Origin of the sequence: Enterobacter cloacae complex sp. SHL001 (assembly GCF_049236825.1) — a bacterium.
GTDB classification, from domain to species: Bacteria; Pseudomonadota; Gammaproteobacteria; order Enterobacterales; family Enterobacteriaceae; genus Enterobacter; species Enterobacter hormaechei_C.
The window spans coordinates 61404-77817 of record NZ_JBMKIP010000007.1 but is presented as its reverse complement, the minus strand read 5'-3'; the positions used below and the strand labels follow the sequence as shown (position 1 = coordinate 77817).

At 57.6% G+C, this 16414-nt stretch carries 12 protein-coding genes; 6 read left to right on the top strand and 6 right to left on the bottom strand.

The features are described from left to right. The first annotated feature begins 156 nt into the window (after positions 1-156). The 3 genes from glpE to ACOTYH_RS18045 are packed head-to-tail and all read left to right on the top strand — an operon-like array spanning position 157 to position 2142. Positions 157-489, top strand: coding sequence for a thiosulfate sulfurtransferase GlpE (glpE, locus tag ACOTYH_RS18055; protein WP_015571452.1), 333 nt, complete (start codon positions 157-159; stop codon positions 487-489). Positions 490-536: 47 nt separating this feature from the next. After that, complete coding sequence (glpG, locus tag ACOTYH_RS18050; RefSeq protein WP_015571451.1) at positions 537-1367, top strand: rhomboid family intramembrane serine protease GlpG; 831 nt, start codon at positions 537-539, stop codon at positions 1365-1367. Between the two features lie 16 nt (positions 1368-1383). Then, the gene (locus ACOTYH_RS18045) at positions 1384-2142 is read left to right on the top strand and encodes a DeoR/GlpR family transcriptional regulator (RefSeq protein ID WP_017384141.1); all 759 of its coding nucleotides are present in this window, start codon (positions 1384-1386) and stop codon (positions 2140-2142) included. A gap of 98 nt (positions 2143-2240) precedes the next feature. Here the strand turns inward: ACOTYH_RS18045 and malT are convergent, their stop codons facing one another. After that, positions 2241-4946: an HTH-type transcriptional regulator MalT gene (gene malT, locus ACOTYH_RS18040; RefSeq protein WP_015571449.1), complete on the bottom strand. Its 2706-nt coding sequence runs from the start codon at positions 4944-4946 to the stop codon at positions 2241-2243. 572 nt (positions 4947-5518) lie between these two features. Between malT and malP the strand changes: the two genes are divergently transcribed. Further along, on the top strand, positions 5519-7912 hold the full coding sequence (gene malP, locus ACOTYH_RS18035; RefSeq protein WP_421637854.1) for a maltodextrin phosphorylase: 2394 nt from the start codon (positions 5519-5521) through the stop codon (positions 7910-7912). A gap of 9 nt (positions 7913-7921) precedes the next feature. Continuing rightward, positions 7922-10003: a 4-alpha-glucanotransferase gene (gene malQ, locus ACOTYH_RS18030; RefSeq protein WP_047728576.1), complete on the top strand. Its 2082-nt coding sequence runs from the start codon at positions 7922-7924 to the stop codon at positions 10001-10003. A gap of 86 nt (positions 10004-10089) precedes the next feature. On the opposite strand, the gene gntT is transcribed toward malQ, so the two are convergent. The 3 genes from gntT to gntX form a co-directional block, all read right to left on the bottom strand. Beyond that, the gene (gene gntT, locus ACOTYH_RS18025) at positions 10090-11406 is read right to left on the bottom strand and encodes a gluconate transporter (protein WP_017384145.1); all 1317 of its coding nucleotides are present in this window, start codon (positions 11404-11406) and stop codon (positions 10090-10092) included. 305 nt (positions 11407-11711) lie between these two features. After that, positions 11712-12287: a Fe-S biogenesis protein NfuA gene (gene nfuA / locus ACOTYH_RS18020; protein ID WP_003861601.1), complete on the bottom strand. Its 576-nt coding sequence runs from the start codon at positions 12285-12287 to the stop codon at positions 11712-11714. Between the two features lie 61 nt (positions 12288-12348). Further along, positions 12349-13029: a DNA utilization protein GntX gene (gntX, locus tag ACOTYH_RS18015; RefSeq protein WP_017384146.1), complete on the bottom strand. Its 681-nt coding sequence runs from the start codon at positions 13027-13029 to the stop codon at positions 12349-12351. Between the two features lie 36 nt (positions 13030-13065). Here gntX and bioH point away from each other — a divergent pair, with 36 nt between their 5' ends. Further along, on the top strand, positions 13066-13848 hold the full coding sequence (gene bioH, locus ACOTYH_RS18010; protein WP_045339135.1) for a pimeloyl-ACP methyl ester esterase BioH: 783 nt from the start codon (positions 13066-13068) through the stop codon (positions 13846-13848). On the opposite strand, the gene feoC is transcribed toward bioH, so the two are convergent. Beyond that, positions 13823-14059 (bottom strand): [Fe-S]-dependent transcriptional repressor FeoC, encoded by a 237-nt coding sequence (gene feoC / locus ACOTYH_RS18005; RefSeq protein ID WP_017384148.1) that lies wholly within the window; start codon positions 14057-14059, stop codon positions 13823-13825. The genes bioH and feoC overlap by 26 nt on opposite strands. An 11-nt stretch (positions 14060-14070) precedes the next feature. Then, positions 14071-16389, bottom strand: coding sequence for a Fe(2+) transporter permease subunit FeoB (gene feoB / locus ACOTYH_RS18000; protein ID WP_015571442.1), 2319 nt, complete (start codon positions 16387-16389; stop codon positions 14071-14073). Between the last annotated feature and the right edge of the window lie 25 nt (positions 16390-16414).

Here is a 16414-nt window from a genome sequence, read left to right as displayed (position 1 = left end):
CCGCCAGGACGTACACTACGGGGTAAAATAGTGCGGTCTGATGCCCTCACCCCAGCCCTCTCCCACGGGGAGAGGGTGATCCGTTTCCCTCTCCCTCCGGGAGAGGGTAGGGTGAGGGGAAAACCGCACCACACCTGAATATAAGATGAGAACACCATGGATCAGTTTGAATGTATTAACGTAGAAGAAGCCCATCAGAAGATGCACCAGGGACAAGCGGTGCTGGTGGATATCCGCGATCCGCAGAGCTTTGCGATGGGCCACACGCCGGGCGCGTTCCATCTCACCAACGACACGCTGGGCGCGTTTATGCGCGATAACGACTTCGATACCCCGGTGATGGTGATGTGCTATCACGGCAACAGTAGTAAAGGCGCGGCGCAGTATCTGCTCCAGCAGGGTTACGACGCGGTGTACAGCGTCGATGGCGGCTTCGATGCCTGGCATCGTCATTTCCCGGCAGAAGTTGAATACGCGTTTGAGCGCTGATCCCGCTATACTGTCCCCTTTTGTGTGGAAATAAGCGACCGCTGCCCATGTTGATGATCACCTCTTTTAGCAACCCGCGCGTCGCCCAGGCGTTTGTCGACTATATGGCGACGCAGGGCATTATCCTGACTATTCAGCAGCATACACAGACGGATGTCTGGCTGGCAGACGAAAGCCAGGCCGGCCGAGTGAACGACGAGCTGGCGCGTTTTCTGGAAAACCCGGGCGACCCGCGTTATCTGGCGGCAAGCTGGCAATCCGGCCAGACCGGCAGTGGCCTGCACTATCAACGTTTTCCGTTTCTCGCCACCCTCCGCGAGCGCGCAGGGCCGTTTACGCTGCTTTTGATGGCAGCCTGCATCATCGTCTTCATTATTATGAGCGTGGTGGGCGACCAGAGCGTGATGATTGCCCTCGCATGGCCGTACGATCCCTCCCTGCAATTTGACGTCTGGCGCTACTTCACGCATGCGCTGATGCACTTCTCGGTGATGCATATCCTCTTTAACCTGCTGTGGTGGTGGTATCTCGGCGGGGCGGTGGAGAAGCGGCTCGGCAGCGGCAAGCTGATTGTGATCACCCTTATCAGCGCCCTGTTAAGCGGCTACGTGCAGCACAAATTCAGCGGTCCATGGTTTGGCGGGTTATCCGGCGTGGTGTACGCCCTGATGGGTTACGCCTGGCTCAGAGGCGAGCGCGACCCGGATAGCGGCATCTATTTACAACGTGGATTAATAACCTTTGCGTTAATATGGCTTATTGCCGGATGGTTTGATCTGTTTGGTATGTCTATCGCCAATGGTGCGCACGTTACCGGCCTGGCGGTTGGGCTGGCGATGGCGCTGGCCGATACGCTCCATGCGCGAAAACGAACATAATTCCCAGGGATATTTCATGAAACAAACACAACGTCATGACGCCATTATCGAACTGGTAAAAAAACAGGGATACGTCAGTACTGAAGAGCTGGTGGAGCAGTTTGCCGTCAGCCCGCAAACCATCCGTCGTGACCTCAACGACCTGGCCGATCAGAACCGTATTTTGCGTCACCACGGCGGCGCCGCACTGCCGTCCAGCTCGGTGAACACCTCATGGCATGACCGTAAGGCGACGCAAACGGCAGAGAAAGAGCGTATCGCCCGTAAAGTGGCGAGCCAGATCCCGAACGGCGCGACGCTGTTTATTGATATCGGCACCACGCCGGAAGCGGTCGCCCATGCGCTGCTGAACCACGAGAACCTGCGCGTGGTGACCAACAACCTGAACGTGGCCAACACGTTGATGCAGAAAGACGATTTCCGCATCATCCTCGCGGGCGGCGAACTGCGCAGCCGCGACGGGGGCATTATCGGCGAAGCGACGCTCGATTTTATCTCTCAGTTCCGCCTCGACTTCGGCATTCTGGGGATCAGCGGCATCGACAGCGACGGCTCGCTGCTGGAGTTTGATTACCATGAGGTGCGCACCAAGCGCGCGATCATTGAAAACTCACGTCACGTGATGCTGGTGGTGGACCACTCCAAATTTGGCCGTAACGCGATGGTCAACATGGGCAGCATCAGCATGGTGGATGCGGTTTACACCGACGTAATGCCGCCGGCGGGCGTGATGCAGGTAATTAAGGATAACAATTTGCAGCTGGAATTGTGCTAGCAATTGTGTCGGATGGCGCTGCGCTTACCCGACCTACAAAATTTTCTCCCTCTCCCTGTGGGAGAGGGCCGGGGTGAGGGCATCAGACCGCAGAGGATCTACACTCCATATCCCATCATCTTCAACAGCTGCTGTGCATGCTGCACCGCATCCTGTCGGTGCGCTACGCCCAGCTTCTGATACAGATTGCGAATGTGCGTTTTGATGGTGGTCGCCGCCACCGCCAGCTCACCGGCAATCTGCTCGTTGCTGTAGCCGGAATAGATCAGCCCTAGCACCTGCCATTCACGCTGGGTGAGCGGGCTGGTGCGGATAAGCTCCGGCACTTCCGGATGGTTCAGCAGACGTTCAACAAAGTTCTCATCGAAGTGCGCAAACTTGTGGCGGTGGTGCTGGTTAATCTCGCGCAGAATGCGCTGGGCGCGATGCTGATCGAGTTCTGGCAGTGTGTTCAGCTGAATCAGCTGGCGCAGCTGCTGGGCCATCACTTCACCCTCAATCACAAAGTGGCTGATAAACCCGGTGCGGTTCGCCAGCTGCAACGCTTCCAGCAGTACGCGCTGGGCATCGTTTTTACGGCCCGCCTGCCAGTAAAGCTGGTTTAACAGCAGCAGGTTGCGGTTTAAATCGCTCATCAGGCGCAGGCTGCGGGCGTTTTCGTTTAACTCTTCCAGCACAATCTCGGCAGGCTCAAAGTCACCCAGCAGGATCTGCACGCGAGCGATGTTGCGCCACTGGCTTTGCAGGAAGTGGTTATTGGCAAATTCCGGTTTAGGCGTATGACGCAGCCAGTTGGCGGCGGACTTTTTATCGCCGGTCATCTGCCAGTAAATCACCCGCACCTTATCGGCGTTGGACACCCAGTCGCTATGGTACTGCCCGTTGCCGAGCAGGTTTTCCAGGCGGTTAAGATGGTTGCGGGCATTATCCAGGTCGCCGCGCGCCAGCGAGCACTGCACCAGCAGAGCCAGACACTGGAGCTGCTGCTGCGGCTGGAAGCTCGAAAGGACATTCAGACCCTGGCGGGCGCAGCTTTCTGCTTCATCCAGACGCGACCATGCCCACAGCAGCTGAGCGCGAATACGCAACAGGAACTCGTGCATCGGCAGCTGTTCCAGATGCTGTTCACGGATCAGCTGGAACGCTTTCTCCTGGTTTTCCCAGGCGGCTTGCAGGAATCCCTGAGCAAATAAAATCTCGCTTTGCTGGATCAGGCTCCAGAGGGCGTAATGCCAGACATCGTGGCGGCGCGCCATCTGTTCGGTTTGCTGCATGAGTGAAAGCGAACGCGTGAGATCGCCCTTACAGTGCAGCACTTCGCCGTGTACCGAGGTGGCCACAATACGGCTGTAAAAATTCGCCAGCGGCAGCTCATCCAGCGCGACCATCGCCAGCCGTTCGGCTTCCTCAGGGTCACCGTCGTTAATCGCCACCTGCGCACGAAGGGCGTTAAATTCGCCATGCAGGGTGGTATCCATCTCGCTTTCCATCTCCTGCTCGGCGCGCGCCAGCAGGGTGTTCACTTCGCTGTAGCGATGCTGGCTCTGCATCAGCCAGGCCTGGAGCAGCACCAGACGCGGATTCTCCAGCAGGCTTTCCCACGGCAGCGCTTTTAACGACTCTTCCAGCAGCGTCAGTTCACTGTGGTTGAACAGTCCCCACGCGTGGTTGAGCAGAATATCGCGCAGCATACCGGCATCCCCGGCGGCCAGCGCATGGTGGATAGCCTCGCTCGGGAAACCTTGCGCCATCCAGCTTTCGGCGGCGGCGCGGTGAATGTCAGGCAGCTCTGCGGCCAGTTCCCACTGGCAACGCTGGCGCAGGAAGCTGCCAAACAGCGGATGGTAGCTAAACCATTCGCCGGGATCGTCCATGCGCGTCAGGAACAGACCCTGACGTTCAATCTCTTCGAGCTGAAGCTGCCCGTTTTCAATGCCGGTGACGCGTACAATCAGCGCATCGTTCATGGAACGCAGCAGGGAGCTTTTCAGCAGGAAATGGCGGGTGGAGAGGTCAACGCTGTCGAGTACCTCATCCACCAGATAATCCGACAGGTGGCTGGCGTTGATGCCCGCCAGGCGGCGTGCGGACTGATGCGTCGGGCTGTTGTTTTGCCGCGCGGAGAGGGCAATCAGCTGAAGCGCCGTGGCCCAGCCGGCAACGTCATCGCACAGGCGGCTGCTTTCCGACGCCTCAATCGGAGACGTCAGGCGGCAGTCAAAGAACTGCTTCGCTTCCTGATGGGTAAAGGCCAGCTGCTGACTGCCGATTTCCAGCAGCTGATCGCGCACGCGCAGGTTGGCAATGCCCAACTGCGGAAGGTTACGCGACAGGACAACCAGCGTCAGGTTTTCCGGCTGATGGCGCAGGAAGAAACGCATGGACTCGTGAATAACCGGGTTGGTGATCAGATGATAATCATCAATCACCACATACAGCGGGCGATGCCATTCGGCCAGCTCTATAAACAGCTGGGAGAAAAGAGAGGACAGGCTGGCGTACTGGCGCTTTTGCACCATCACCTCGCTGGTGACGCAGTGTCCGTTGGTTGCCTGCTGAATCGCGGCAATTAAATAGCTGGCAAAACGCTCCTGCTGGTTATCCCCTTCATCCAGGGAGTACCAGCCAAGATCGCTTTTACCTGCCGCCCATTGCGAAATGAGCGTTGTTTTTCCATAACCCGCAGGACTCGTAACCAGCGCCAGTCGGAAATTATGCGCACCGGAAAGTTTAGCCAGCAGGCGCTCGCGGACCACAGTATGGTCAAGACGAACCGGGCGACTTAATTTGGACGGAATCAACATAGTTTTCACTTCACTGTGGGGAACGAGAGAATTTATTTTTTTTGCGCTTCGTAATTAATATCTATAAGTTCGGCCAATAGAGGAACTATTGCAAGTTATGTCTGGGTTTGGAGGCTCTGAATTTGCACTCTGTCACAAAACATTCTCATCACTGATGGAACTTTCCGTAAATGGCTGGATGCCGCGCTGCTTCTGGCTTGTGTGCATAAGTCGCGGTTGCGCTGAAACTGGTTTCAGAAAGAGATAATGACGCTGAAGTTAATTAACTTCGGGGAAAGTTGCATCGGCTTAATAGGGGTGCTGAATAATCCCGACGCGCGGAAATATTATTCTACGTAAGTAATCATTTCAGCGATGATTAATTTCCTCCGAAACTGCATTTCATTTCTTTGACGCTCTTCCGGGATCGCTTTTTCAGCGAAGCGCACACTCACACAGTGGCCTCGATCACACTTTTATGCTCATCCCCGCTACTCCTCCCTGTCTAATCCCCGACAGGAGGAGGAAGAGGCGCAATGAGCCAGGCACACTAGCGTTAAATGTTTTTACTCTCTACAGGATGCCGATTCCCTATGTCACAGCCTACTTTCAACAAAGCTCAATTTCAGGCTGCCCTGACACGTCAGTGGCAGCGTTTTGGCCTTCATGCTGCAAACGAAATGACGCCTCACCAGTGGTGGCAGGCGGTGAGCGGGGCGCTCGCAGAGCAGCTGGACGCTCAGCCTGTGACGAAGCCCGTGAAAGGCCAGCGTCACGTCAACTACATTTCAATGGAGTTCCTGATTGGCCGTCTGACGGGTAACAATCTGCTGAACCTTGGCTGGTATCAGGAGGTCGGTGACGTGCTGAAAGAACACGACATCAACCTGACCGATCTGCTGGAAGAAGAGATTGATCCGGCGCTGGGTAACGGCGGTCTGGGACGTCTGGCAGCCTGCTTCCTGGATTCCATGGCAACCGTGGGCCAGTCGGCGATTGGCTATGGCCTGAACTATCAGTACGGCCTGTTTCGTCAGTCATTTGCCGACGGCCATCAGATGGAAGCGCCAGACGACTGGCACCGCAATACCTATCCGTGGTTCCGCCACAACGCGCAGCTGGATGTGCAGGTCGGGATTGGCGGGAAAGTCACGAAGCAGGGGCTCTGGGAACCGGCGTTCACCATTACCGGTGAAGCCTGGGACCTGCCGGTACTCGGCTACCGTAACGGCGTGGCGCAGCCGCTGCGCCTGTGGCAGGCGAAGCATGCGCATCCGTTTAACCTGACCAAATTCAACGACGGCGATTTCCTGCGCGCCGAGCAGCAGGGGATCGACGCCGAGAAACTGACCAAAGTGCTCTACCCGAACGACAACCACCTGGCGGGTAAAAAGCTGCGCCTGATGCAGCAGTACTTCCAGTGCGCCTGCTCCGTGGCGGACATTCTGCGTCGCCACCACCTGGCGGGCCGCAAGCTGGCTCAGCTGCCGGACTTCGAAGTTATTCAGCTTAACGACACGCATCCGACCATTGCCATCCCGGAACTGCTGCGCGTGCTGATCGACGAGCATCAGCTGAGCTGGGACGACGCCTGGGCCATCACCAGCCGCACCTTCGCCTACACCAACCACACCCTGATGCCGGAAGCTCTGGAGTGCTGGGATGAGAAGCTGGTGAAAACGCTGCTGCCGCGCCATATGCAGATCATCAACAAGATTAACGACCAGTTCAAAACGCTGGTGGAGAAAACCTGGCCGGGCGATAAGGCCGTCTGGGCGAAGCTGGCCGTGGTGCACGACAAGCAGGTGCGCATGGCGAATATGTGCGTGGTCAGCGGCTTTGCGGTGAACGGCGTGGCCGCGTTGCACTCGGATCTGGTGGTGAAAGATCTCTTCCCGGAATACCACCAGCTGTGGCCGACTAAGTTCCATAACGTGACCAACGGCATCACGCCGCGCCGCTGGATCAAGCAGTGCAACCCGCTGCTGGCCGGCCTGCTGGACAAGACCCTGAAGAAAGAGTGGGCCAACGACCTGGACCAGCTCATCAACCTGGAAAAACAGGCCGACAACGCGAAGTTCCGCGAGCAGTACCGCGCGATCAAGCTGGAGAACAAGGTTCGCCTGGCGGCGTTCGTGAAAATGCGCACCGGAATTGAGATCAACCCGAATGCGATTTTCGATATCCAGATCAAACGACTGCACGAGTACAAACGTCAGCACCTGAACCTGCTGCACATTCTGGCGCTGTACAAAGAGATCCGCGAGAACCCGCAGGCCGACCGCGTCCCGCGCGTGTTCCTGTTCGGTGCGAAAGCGGCGCCGGGCTACTACCTGGCGAAAAACATTATCCTTGCCATTAATAAAGTGGCGGCGGCGATCAACAGCGATCCGAAAGTGGGCGACAAGCTGAAGGTGGTGTTCCTGCCGGACTACTGCGTTTCTGCGGCTGAAATGCTGATCCCGGCGGCGGATATTTCCGAGCAGATCTCTACCGCCGGTAAAGAAGCGTCCGGTACCGGCAACATGAAGCTGGCCCTGAACGGCGCGCTGACCGTCGGCACGCTGGACGGTGCGAACGTCGAAATCGCCGAGAAGGTCGGCGAAGAGAACATCTTTATCTTCGGCCATACTGTTGAAGAAGTGAAAGCCATCAAAGCCAAAGGGTACGACCCGGTGAAATGGCGTAAAAAAGATAAAGTGCTGGATGCGGTGCTTAAAGAGCTGGAAAGCGGGAAGTACAGCGACGGCGACAAGCACGCGTTTGACCAGATGCTGCACAGCATGGACAAAAAGGGCGGCGACCCGTACCTGGTGATGGCTGACTTCTCGGCTTACGTTGAAGCGCAGAAGCAGGTCGACGTGCTGTATCGCGACCAGGATGCCTGGACCCGCGCGTGTATCCTGAACACCGCGCGCTGCGGTATGTTCAGCTCTGACCGCTCAATCCGTGATTATCAGGCTCGTATCTGGCAGGCAAAACGCTAAGGAAGCGCGATGGAGAGTAAACGTCTGGACAGTGCCGCGCAGGCGGCGGGAATTAGCCTCAGTTACATCAATGCGCACGGCAAACCGCAGTCTATTGGTGCGGACACCAAAAGACGTTTGCTGGATGCCATGCACAAAACCGACGCGAAAGCGTCGGGTGCGCCGGTGCCGAACGTCAAGGTCTTTACCGCGGGCAAAAAGATGCCGCTGGCGGTGGAAGGGCGCGGCGAGTTCAGCTGGCTGCTCACCACCGAAGAGGGGCATCAGCACAAAGGCCATGCCACCGGCGGCAAAACCCTCAACCTTCCGGCGAAGCTGCCGGAGGGCTACCACACGCTTACGCTTACCCGGGACGACCAGCGTTTTCACTGTCGGGTGATTGTGGCGCCAAAGCGCTGCTATGAGCCGCAGGCGCTGCGTGAAGGCAAAAAGCTGTGGGGCGCCTGCGTGCAGCTCTATACCCTGCGTTCGGACAGCAACTGGGGCATTGGCGATTTTGGCGACCTGAAAAAGATGCTGGCATCTGTTGGTGAGCGCGGCGGCGCGTTCATCGGCCTCAACCCGATCCACGCCCTCTATCCGGCGAATCCGGAAAGCGCCAGCCCGTACAGCCCGTCTTCCCGCCGCTGGCTGAACGTGATTTACATCGACGTTAACGCGTTAGACGATTTCAAAAACAGCAAAGAGGCGCAGGCGTGGTGGAAGCTTGAGACCACGCAACAGCTGCTGAAACAGGCCCGCGATGCGGACTGGGTTGATTACGCCTCCGTTACCGCGCTGAAAATGGCGGCTCTTCGTCTGGCCTGGAAGGGCTTTGCGAAGCGTGACGACGAGCAGATGGCAGCCTTCCGCCAGTTTGTGATGCAGGAAGGCGAGAGCCTTTACTGGCAGGCAGCGTTTGATGCGCTGCATGCGTATCAGGTTCAGGAGGACGAGATGCGCTGGGGCTGGCCGGTGTGGCCGGAAGCCTATCAGTCCGTTGATACCCCGGAAGTGAAGGCATTCTGTGAGACGCATGCCGACGAGGTGGATTTCTATCTCTGGTTGCAGTGGCTGGCGTACAGCCAGTTTGCCGCCTGCTGGCAGGTGAGCCAGGGCTATAACATGCCGATCGGGTTGTATCGCGATCTGGCTGTCGGCGTGGCGGAAGGCGGGGCGGAAACCTGGTGTGACCGTGAACTTTACTGCCTGAAAGCTTCTGTGGGGGCGCCGCCGGATATTCTGGGCCCGCTCGGTCAGAACTGGGGCTTACCGCCGATGGATCCGCACGTGATGGCGGCGCGTGCCTACGAGCCGTTTATCGACCTGCTGCGCGCTAACATGCAGAACTGCGGTGCGTTGCGTATCGACCACGTGATGTCCGTGCTGCGCCTGTGGTGGATCCCGTACGGTGAAACGGCTGACCACGGGGCGTACGTGCAGTATCCGGTGGACGACCTGCTCTCAATCCTCGCGCTGGAGAGTAAACGTCATCAGTGCATGGTGATTGGCGAAGATCTCGGTACCGTGCCGGTGGAAATTGTCAGCAAGCTCCGCGACAGCGGGGTTTACTCCTACAAAGTGCTCTATTTTGAAAACGACCATGAGAAAACCTTCCGCGCGCCGAAAGCGTACCCTGAACAGTCAATGGCAGTCGCGACGACGCATGATCTTCCTACGCTCAGAGGCTACTGGGAAAGCGGCGACCTGACGCTCGGCAAAACGCTGGGTCTCTACCCGGATGAAGAGGTTCTGCGTGGGCTGTATCAGGATCGCGAGCTGGCGAAGCAGGGGTTGCTGGATGCGCTGCATAAGCATGGCTGTCTGCCGAAGCGCGCCGGGCATAAGGCGTCGCTGATGTCGATGACGCCAACGCTTAATCGTGGCTTACAGCGCTATATTGCCGACAGCAACAGCGCGTTGCTCGGTCTGCAACCGGAAGACTGGATTGATATGGCGGAGCCGGTAAACATCCCCGGCACCAGCTATCAGTACAAAAACTGGCGTCGCAAGCTGTCCACAACGCTTGAAGCGATGTTCGCCGATGACGGGGTGAACAGGTTGATTAAGGATTTGGACAAGCGGCGAAAAGCGGTGGGTAAGAAGCGGTAGTTTCACCCTCACCCTAACCCTCTCCCAAAGGGAGAGGGAATAGAATGTAGGCCGGGTAAGCGTCAGCGCCACCCGGCTTTTTTACATCAAACCACCATATTCAACAGCAGCACCCCGACCAGACCGCACACCGAAATGATGGTTTCCAGCGCGGACCAGGACTTGATGGTTTCACCGATGGTCAGGTTGAAGTACTCCTTGAACAGCCAGAAGCCCGGATCGTTCACGTGGGAGAAAATCACGCTCCCGGAACCAACCGCGATAACCATCAGCTCAGGGCTTACGCCCGTGGTCGCAATCAGCGGCGCAACGATACCGCCCGCGGTAATCGCCGCAACGGTCGCAGAGCCCAGCGCGATACGCAACACCGCGGCAATAGACCATGCCATCAGCAGCGGGGAGACGTTGGTTTCATGCATCATGGCCGCGATGTATTTATCCACGCCGCTGTCGACCAGCACCTGCTTGAACGCGCCGCCACCGCCGATGATCAGCAGCATCATGGCAATGATTTTAATGGAAGAAGTCAGCGTGTCGTTGATCTGATCCATGGAACGGCCACGGTTAAGACCGAAGGTGAACATGGCGATCAGGACCGCAATCAGCGTCGCCATCACCGGGTCGCCCAGGAACTCCGCAACGGACAGGAACGCGTGACCTTTCGGCAGAACCATCTCTGCTATGGCACGCATCGCCATCAGGATCACCGGTACCAGTGAGGTCCAGACGCTGACGCCAAAGCCTGGCATCTCTTCTTCAGTAAAGGTTTTGGCGCTGTACAGCCCTTCCGGGATAGGCTTATCAATGCCTTTCAGGAAGCGCGCATACACCGGGCCTGCCAGAATTACCGTCGGGATCGCCAGAATCGTACCGAACAGCAGGGTTTTACCCATATCGGCATGGAAGATGGTGGCGATAGCCGTTGGGCCCGGATGCGGCGGCAGGAAACCGTGGGTGACGGACAGCGCCGCAGCCATCGGCACACCCACGAACAGCAGCGGGATGTTGGCGGCAGCGGCGATGGTGAACACCAGCGGCAGCATCAGCACGAAGCCCACTTCATAGAACAGCGCGAAACCGACGGTAAAACCGGTTAACACCACCGCCCATTGAATGTTCTTCTTACCAAATTTGTCGATCAGCGTGGTGGCAATACGCTGTGCGCCACCGCAGTCCGCGAGCATTTTACCGAGCATGGCGCCGAAGCCCATGATCAGCGCCAGGCTGCCGAGCGTACCGCCGACACCGGCTTTAATGGAGCTGATAACTTTAACCAGCGGCATTCCCTGCATCAGACCGACTGCAAGTGCCACCAGAACCAGAGCGATAAATCCGTTCATTTTGAAGCGGATCATCAAGAGCAGTAATAACACAACACCGATAGCGACGATGACTAATGGCATGATTGACCTGGCCTTTGAATTGTTATGGGTAACGTCATTGTTTCAACGACAAATTCCGGTTGTCCCAACTGGGAACAGAGTGTTAACGGCACTCATACTGATGCCTGCGAAAACGTTAAGTTTAGTCGGCTGTTATAAGGGTGTTGAGTGCCCACGAGAATGATACGGGTAACATGCGGTGATTGAGAATCACCCAGGGAGGCAAAATTTGAATTATGAGACGCAGGTCAACATACAGAGGGGGAGGCAAGAAAAAGTAGGCCCGGTAAGCGCAGCGCCACCGGGCAATACAGACGGGGACTGAATCAGTAGTAAGAGTGCTCGCCGCGCTGGTGCTCGGTCAGATCGCGCACGCCTTTCAGTTCCGGGAATTCGTTCAACAGCTGCTTCTCGATCCCTTCTTTCAGGGTTACATCAACCATGGAGCAGCCGTTACAGCCGCCGCCGAATTGCAGGATCGCCAGACCATCTTCGGTGATTTCCATCAGGGAAACACGTCCCCCGTGGCCGGCCAGCTGCGGGTTGATCTGCGATTGCAGCAGATATTCCACACGCTCCATCAGCGGGGCATCGTCAGAGACTTTACGCATCTTCGCGTTTGGCGCCTTCAGCGTCAGCTGAGAACCTAGCTGGTCAGTGACGAAATCAATCTCCGCATCTTCAAGATACGGCGCGCTCAGCTCATCAACGTACGCGGTGAGCTGTTCAAATTTAAGGGCAGTGTCAGTTGCTTCCACAGCATCCGGAGGACAATAAGAGACACCACATTCTGCATTCGGAGTGCCTGGATTGATCACAAACACGCGGATCTGCGTCCCTTCTTCCTGATTTGCCAGCAGTTTGGCAAAGTGCGCTTGTGCAGAATCGGAAATACGGATCATAGCTTTGGCCTAATAGTTGACTAAATTACCTGGGTATAATCATACGCCCATTGAAGAAGGGCTACAAGGTACGGCACAGACACCATACCTGAACTGACGCGGCGCCGCTTTGCAAAAGCAGTCGGGAAAGTTCAGCCACGGTACTGCCCGTGGTGACGACATCATCCACAATCGCGATATGGAGGCCGTTGACCGGCAATTCAAGGCGAAAGGCGTTTTTCAGGTTCCTTTTGCGCGACCGGGCGTTGAGCCGGTGCTGAACGGCAGTGGCATGAGTACGTTTCAGCGCAGAGGCTGGGTACCGGCAACCCAGCCAGTGGGCGAGCGGACGGCACAGCAGGTCGCTCTGATTGTATCCCCGCCGCCAGTGCCGACGCTGAAACAGTGGCACGTTCACAAGCGTGTCGACCGGCGGCAGCCCGCGCGTTCTTCGCGCCTGTAATACCGCCAGTAACAACAGGCGTGCCAGGGGCTGCGCCAGTGCAGTCTGGCTGGAAAACTTAAACTGATGAACCAGACGACTCAGCGGCAAAACGTAATCATCCACCGCCACCAGCGCGCTCCACGGCGGCGCTTTTTTCAGGCAACGGCCGCAGGGGAGCGTCTGGCTTACGGCAGGCAAGCCGCATTGCGGACAGCCCTTCAGGTAACCCAGCGCTCGCGTGCAAACGGAACAGACGCCCCACGCGCTCATCGCAAGTGGCATTCGGCATAGCCAGCACAAGCCGGGCACTGTTAGCATACGCAACCTCCATGTGAAAAAAGAGAACGTTAACTGATGAAGACGCTGTGGTGGCAGACCGTTGGGACGGGAAATTGTCATCTTGTGCTGCTGCACGGATGGGGACTGAACGCCGAAGTGTGGCGTTGCATAAGTGAGGAACTGGCCTCGCAATTCACGGTACACCTGGTGGATCTACCGGGCTATGGACGTAGCCACGGCTACGGCGCGATGACGCTCGACGACATGGCGGAGCAGGTTCTGGAGGCGACGCCGCAAAAAGCCGTCTGGCTCGGCTGGAGCCTGGGCGGGCTGGTGGCAAGCCAGATTGCGCTGCGCCATCCTGAACGGGTCCAGGCGCTGGTGACCGTGGCCTCATCACCCTGTTTCAGCGCCCGCGAGGCGTGGCCGGGCATCAAACCTGAGGTGCTGGCCGGGTTCCAGCATCAGCTGAGCGAAGACTTCCAGCGGACGGTGGAGCGTTTCCTGGCATTACAGACGATGGGAACAGAAACCGCCCGTCAGGATGCGCGGACGCTGAAGCAGACGGTGCTTTCTCTGCCGATGCCGGAGGTTGAGGTGCTGAACGGAGGGCTGGAAATCCTGAAAACGGCCGATCTGCGCGAGCCGCTGGCGTCGTTAACGGTGCCGCATCTGCGTATTTATGGCTATCTGGATGGACTGGTTCCGCGCAAGGTGGTTCCGCTGCTGGATGCGCTGTGGCCGGAGAGTAAATCAATGGTGGTTGCCAAAGCGGCACATGCGCCGTTCATCTCTCATCCTGCTGAGTTTTGTTCGGCGCTGTCCGGTTTTATCAGCGAAGCGTCCACCACTCCCTGAGACAGGCTTTACCTTCAGGACAACTCTTACAACTGCCGGACAGACAACCGTCCGGCTCTTCCTGAATGCGCACGGCTTTCCCCATGGCCTCCAGCCTTTCCAGCATGGCATCGATCATCGGCTGCGGCGTATGCAGGCTGAGGCTGAGCTGCTTCGCCTCCATTCGCCCCTGTAACGCCAGTAAGTCACGAACCTGAATCAACGATGCCATCTTTCTTCCCCTTAGTGACAGTCGCCCGCAGGGCTGCTACAGCAGGTCGTCGGGGTTTTGCGCGTTGCCAGCAGGTTAACGTCAACGCGGCTACGCGCCCGGCGCAGCAGGCCAATCACCATCACGTTAAACAGGATCACCGCGAGGATACAGACCAGGCTGTAGCGCGGATGCTGGCTGTAATTGACGGCCTGATAAAACACGGTCGCCAGCGAGTAGGCAATGTTCAGCCCCCACAGAATGGAGAAGCCCATCCAGCCGCGGCTGGACTCACGGGCAATGGCGCCCATGACCGAGATGCACGGAATATAGAGCAGGACGAAGATCAGGTAGCTGTAGGCCGCCGACGCGCTGCCAAATTTCTGGCCCATCACGCCCATTGCTCCGGTCGCCATTTCGCCGTCGCCTTTGCTGGCTTCAATCGGGTTCGCCAGTACGCTCAGGCTGAAGGTGTCTTTCAGGCTCTGCCAGGTTTCTTCCACCGCGCCAAGCAGTTCATCGCCGAGGTTGAACGCTGCCGGATTAAACTCCTCTTCCTGGATGTTTTCCGCGGTGTAAAGCGTGTTCAGGGTGCCGACAACCACCTCTTTTGCCATCGCGCCGGTGAACAGGCCCACGGTTGCCTGCCAGTTGTCTTCCTGAACGCCAATCGGTTTGAAGACCGGCGTAATGATCCGGCTGACGGAGGCCAGGGCAGAGTCATTAATGTTGTCCGCGGCCTGGCCGCTCAGAGTGAAGCTGTTCAGGGCGCTCAGGAAAATGCTGACCACCACAATCACCTTACCGGCGCGCAGAACGAAGCCCTTCAGGCGCTGCCATGTCTGAATAATCAGGCTTTTCAGATGCGGAACGTGATAAACCGGCAGTTCCATCACGAACGGCGACGCTTCGCCACGCATGATGGTGTGCTTCAGCATCAGGCCGGTGAGAATAGCCATCACGATACCCAGGACATACAGGGAGAAGACGGCCAGCGCTCCTTCCTGACCAAAGAACGCCGCGGCAAAGACCGCGAAGATCGCCAGCCGCGCGCCGCAGGACATGAACGGCGCCATCATGATGGTCATCAGGCGTTCGCGCGGGGCATCCAGCGTACGCGCGCCCATGACTGACGGCACGTTACAGCCAAAGCCGACAATCAGCGGCACGAAGGATTTGCCCGGCAGCCCCAGCGCCTGCATCAGGCGGTCCATCACGAAGGCGGCGCGCGCCATGTAACCGGAATCCTCAAGGAAGGAGAGGAACAGGTACATCATGCCGATCTGCGGCACCAGCGGCAGGACGGTATTGATCCCGCCGCCGATCCCCTGCGCAAGGAAGATGGTCAACCATTCCGGGAAGTGGAGGGTGTAGCCCAGCCACTGAATACCGTGCACGAAGATAGCGACAGAGCCGCCATCAAAGATAGGTTGTAATGCACCGCCGATGTTAATGGCGAGCAGGAACATCACATACATCACCAGTAAAAAGATCGGTAAACCGAGGAAGCGGTTGAGCACAATTTTATCCACGGCGGCGGTGAAGCGGCTGGGTTCAGCGGTTAATGCATTGCTGACCACGTCACAGATAGCGGCGATGGCCTGATAGCGCGCATCCGCAATGTGCAGGGCCGGGTCATCCAGCTCGTCGCTAAGGCGAGCCTGTGCGACATCCAGCTTATCCGCCGCATCGCCTGCGTAGGCGCGGCTGTAGATATCGCCTTCCAGCATTTGCAGGCCAAGCCACAGACGTTGTCTGGCGGGCATGCTGTTATCCATCTCCTGCGCCAGCTGCCCGGCTTCGCGCAGCAGCGGCTGGGCGTAGTGCACCAGTTCGACGTCGGCATTGCCCGTGTGGCGGTCAATCGCCAGCTTCAGGGCGTCAATGCCGCGAGCGCGGGTGGAAACCAGCGGAACCACCGGGCAGCCCAGACGGGCGGAGAGGGCATCGACGTCGATGCGCAGCTTTTGCTTCTCCGCGATGTCGAGCATGTTAAGCGCCACGATGCAGGGAATACCCAGCTCCAGCAGCTGTAACGTGAGATACAGATTTCGTTCGAGGTTAGAGGCATCCACCACGTTGATAAGCAGATCCGCGTCGCCGCTCAGAATATAGTGGCAGGCAATTTGCTCATCGAGAGAGGTCTGGGATGAAATCGTGGTGAGGGAATAGGTCCCCGGTAAATCAACCAGCGTGACCTGATTATCTGTCGTGGTGAACTGGCCTTCTTTGCGTTCAACCGTCACGCCTGCCCAATTTCCCACACGCTGGCGTGCGCCAGTTAACTGATTAAATAAGGTTGTCTTGCCGGAATTAGGATTGCCAATTAAGCCAATAGTTAATTTTTTCATTGTAGTAGACTCACTGAAACCGCTG

Excerpts from the sequence above, each read along its gene's own strand:
- glpE (WP_015571452.1), top strand. The coding sequence starts at position 157 with ATGGATCAGTTTGAATGTATTAACGTAGAAGAAGCCCATCAGAAGATG.
- glpG (WP_015571451.1), top strand. The coding sequence starts at position 537 with ATGTTGATGATCACCTCTTTTAGCAACCCGCGCGTCGCCCAGGCGTTT.
- ACOTYH_RS18045 (WP_017384141.1), top strand. The coding sequence starts at position 1,384 with ATGAAACAAACACAACGTCATGACGCCATTATCGAACTGGTAAAAAAA.
- malT (WP_015571449.1), bottom strand. The coding sequence starts at position 4,946 with ATGTTGATTCCGTCCAAATTAAGTCGCCCGGTTCGTCTTGACCATACT.
- malP (WP_421637854.1), top strand. The coding sequence starts at position 5,519 with ATGTCACAGCCTACTTTCAACAAAGCTCAATTTCAGGCTGCCCTGACA.
- malQ (WP_047728576.1), top strand. The coding sequence starts at position 7,922 with ATGGAGAGTAAACGTCTGGACAGTGCCGCGCAGGCGGCGGGAATTAGC.
- gntT (WP_017384145.1), bottom strand. The coding sequence starts at position 11,406 with ATGCCATTAGTCATCGTCGCTATCGGTGTTGTGTTATTACTGCTCTTG.
- nfuA (WP_003861601.1), bottom strand. The coding sequence starts at position 12,287 with ATGATCCGTATTTCCGATTCTGCACAAGCGCACTTTGCCAAACTGCTG.
- gntX (WP_017384146.1), bottom strand. The coding sequence starts at position 13,029 with ATGCTAACAGTGCCCGGCTTGTGCTGGCTATGCCGAATGCCACTTGCG.
- bioH (WP_045339135.1), top strand. The coding sequence starts at position 13,066 with ATGAAGACGCTGTGGTGGCAGACCGTTGGGACGGGAAATTGTCATCTT.
- feoC (WP_017384148.1), bottom strand. The coding sequence starts at position 14,059 with ATGGCATCGTTGATTCAGGTTCGTGACTTACTGGCGTTACAGGGGCGA.
- feoB (WP_015571442.1), bottom strand. The coding sequence starts at position 16,389 with ATGAAAAAATTAACTATTGGCTTAATTGGCAATCCTAATTCCGGCAAG.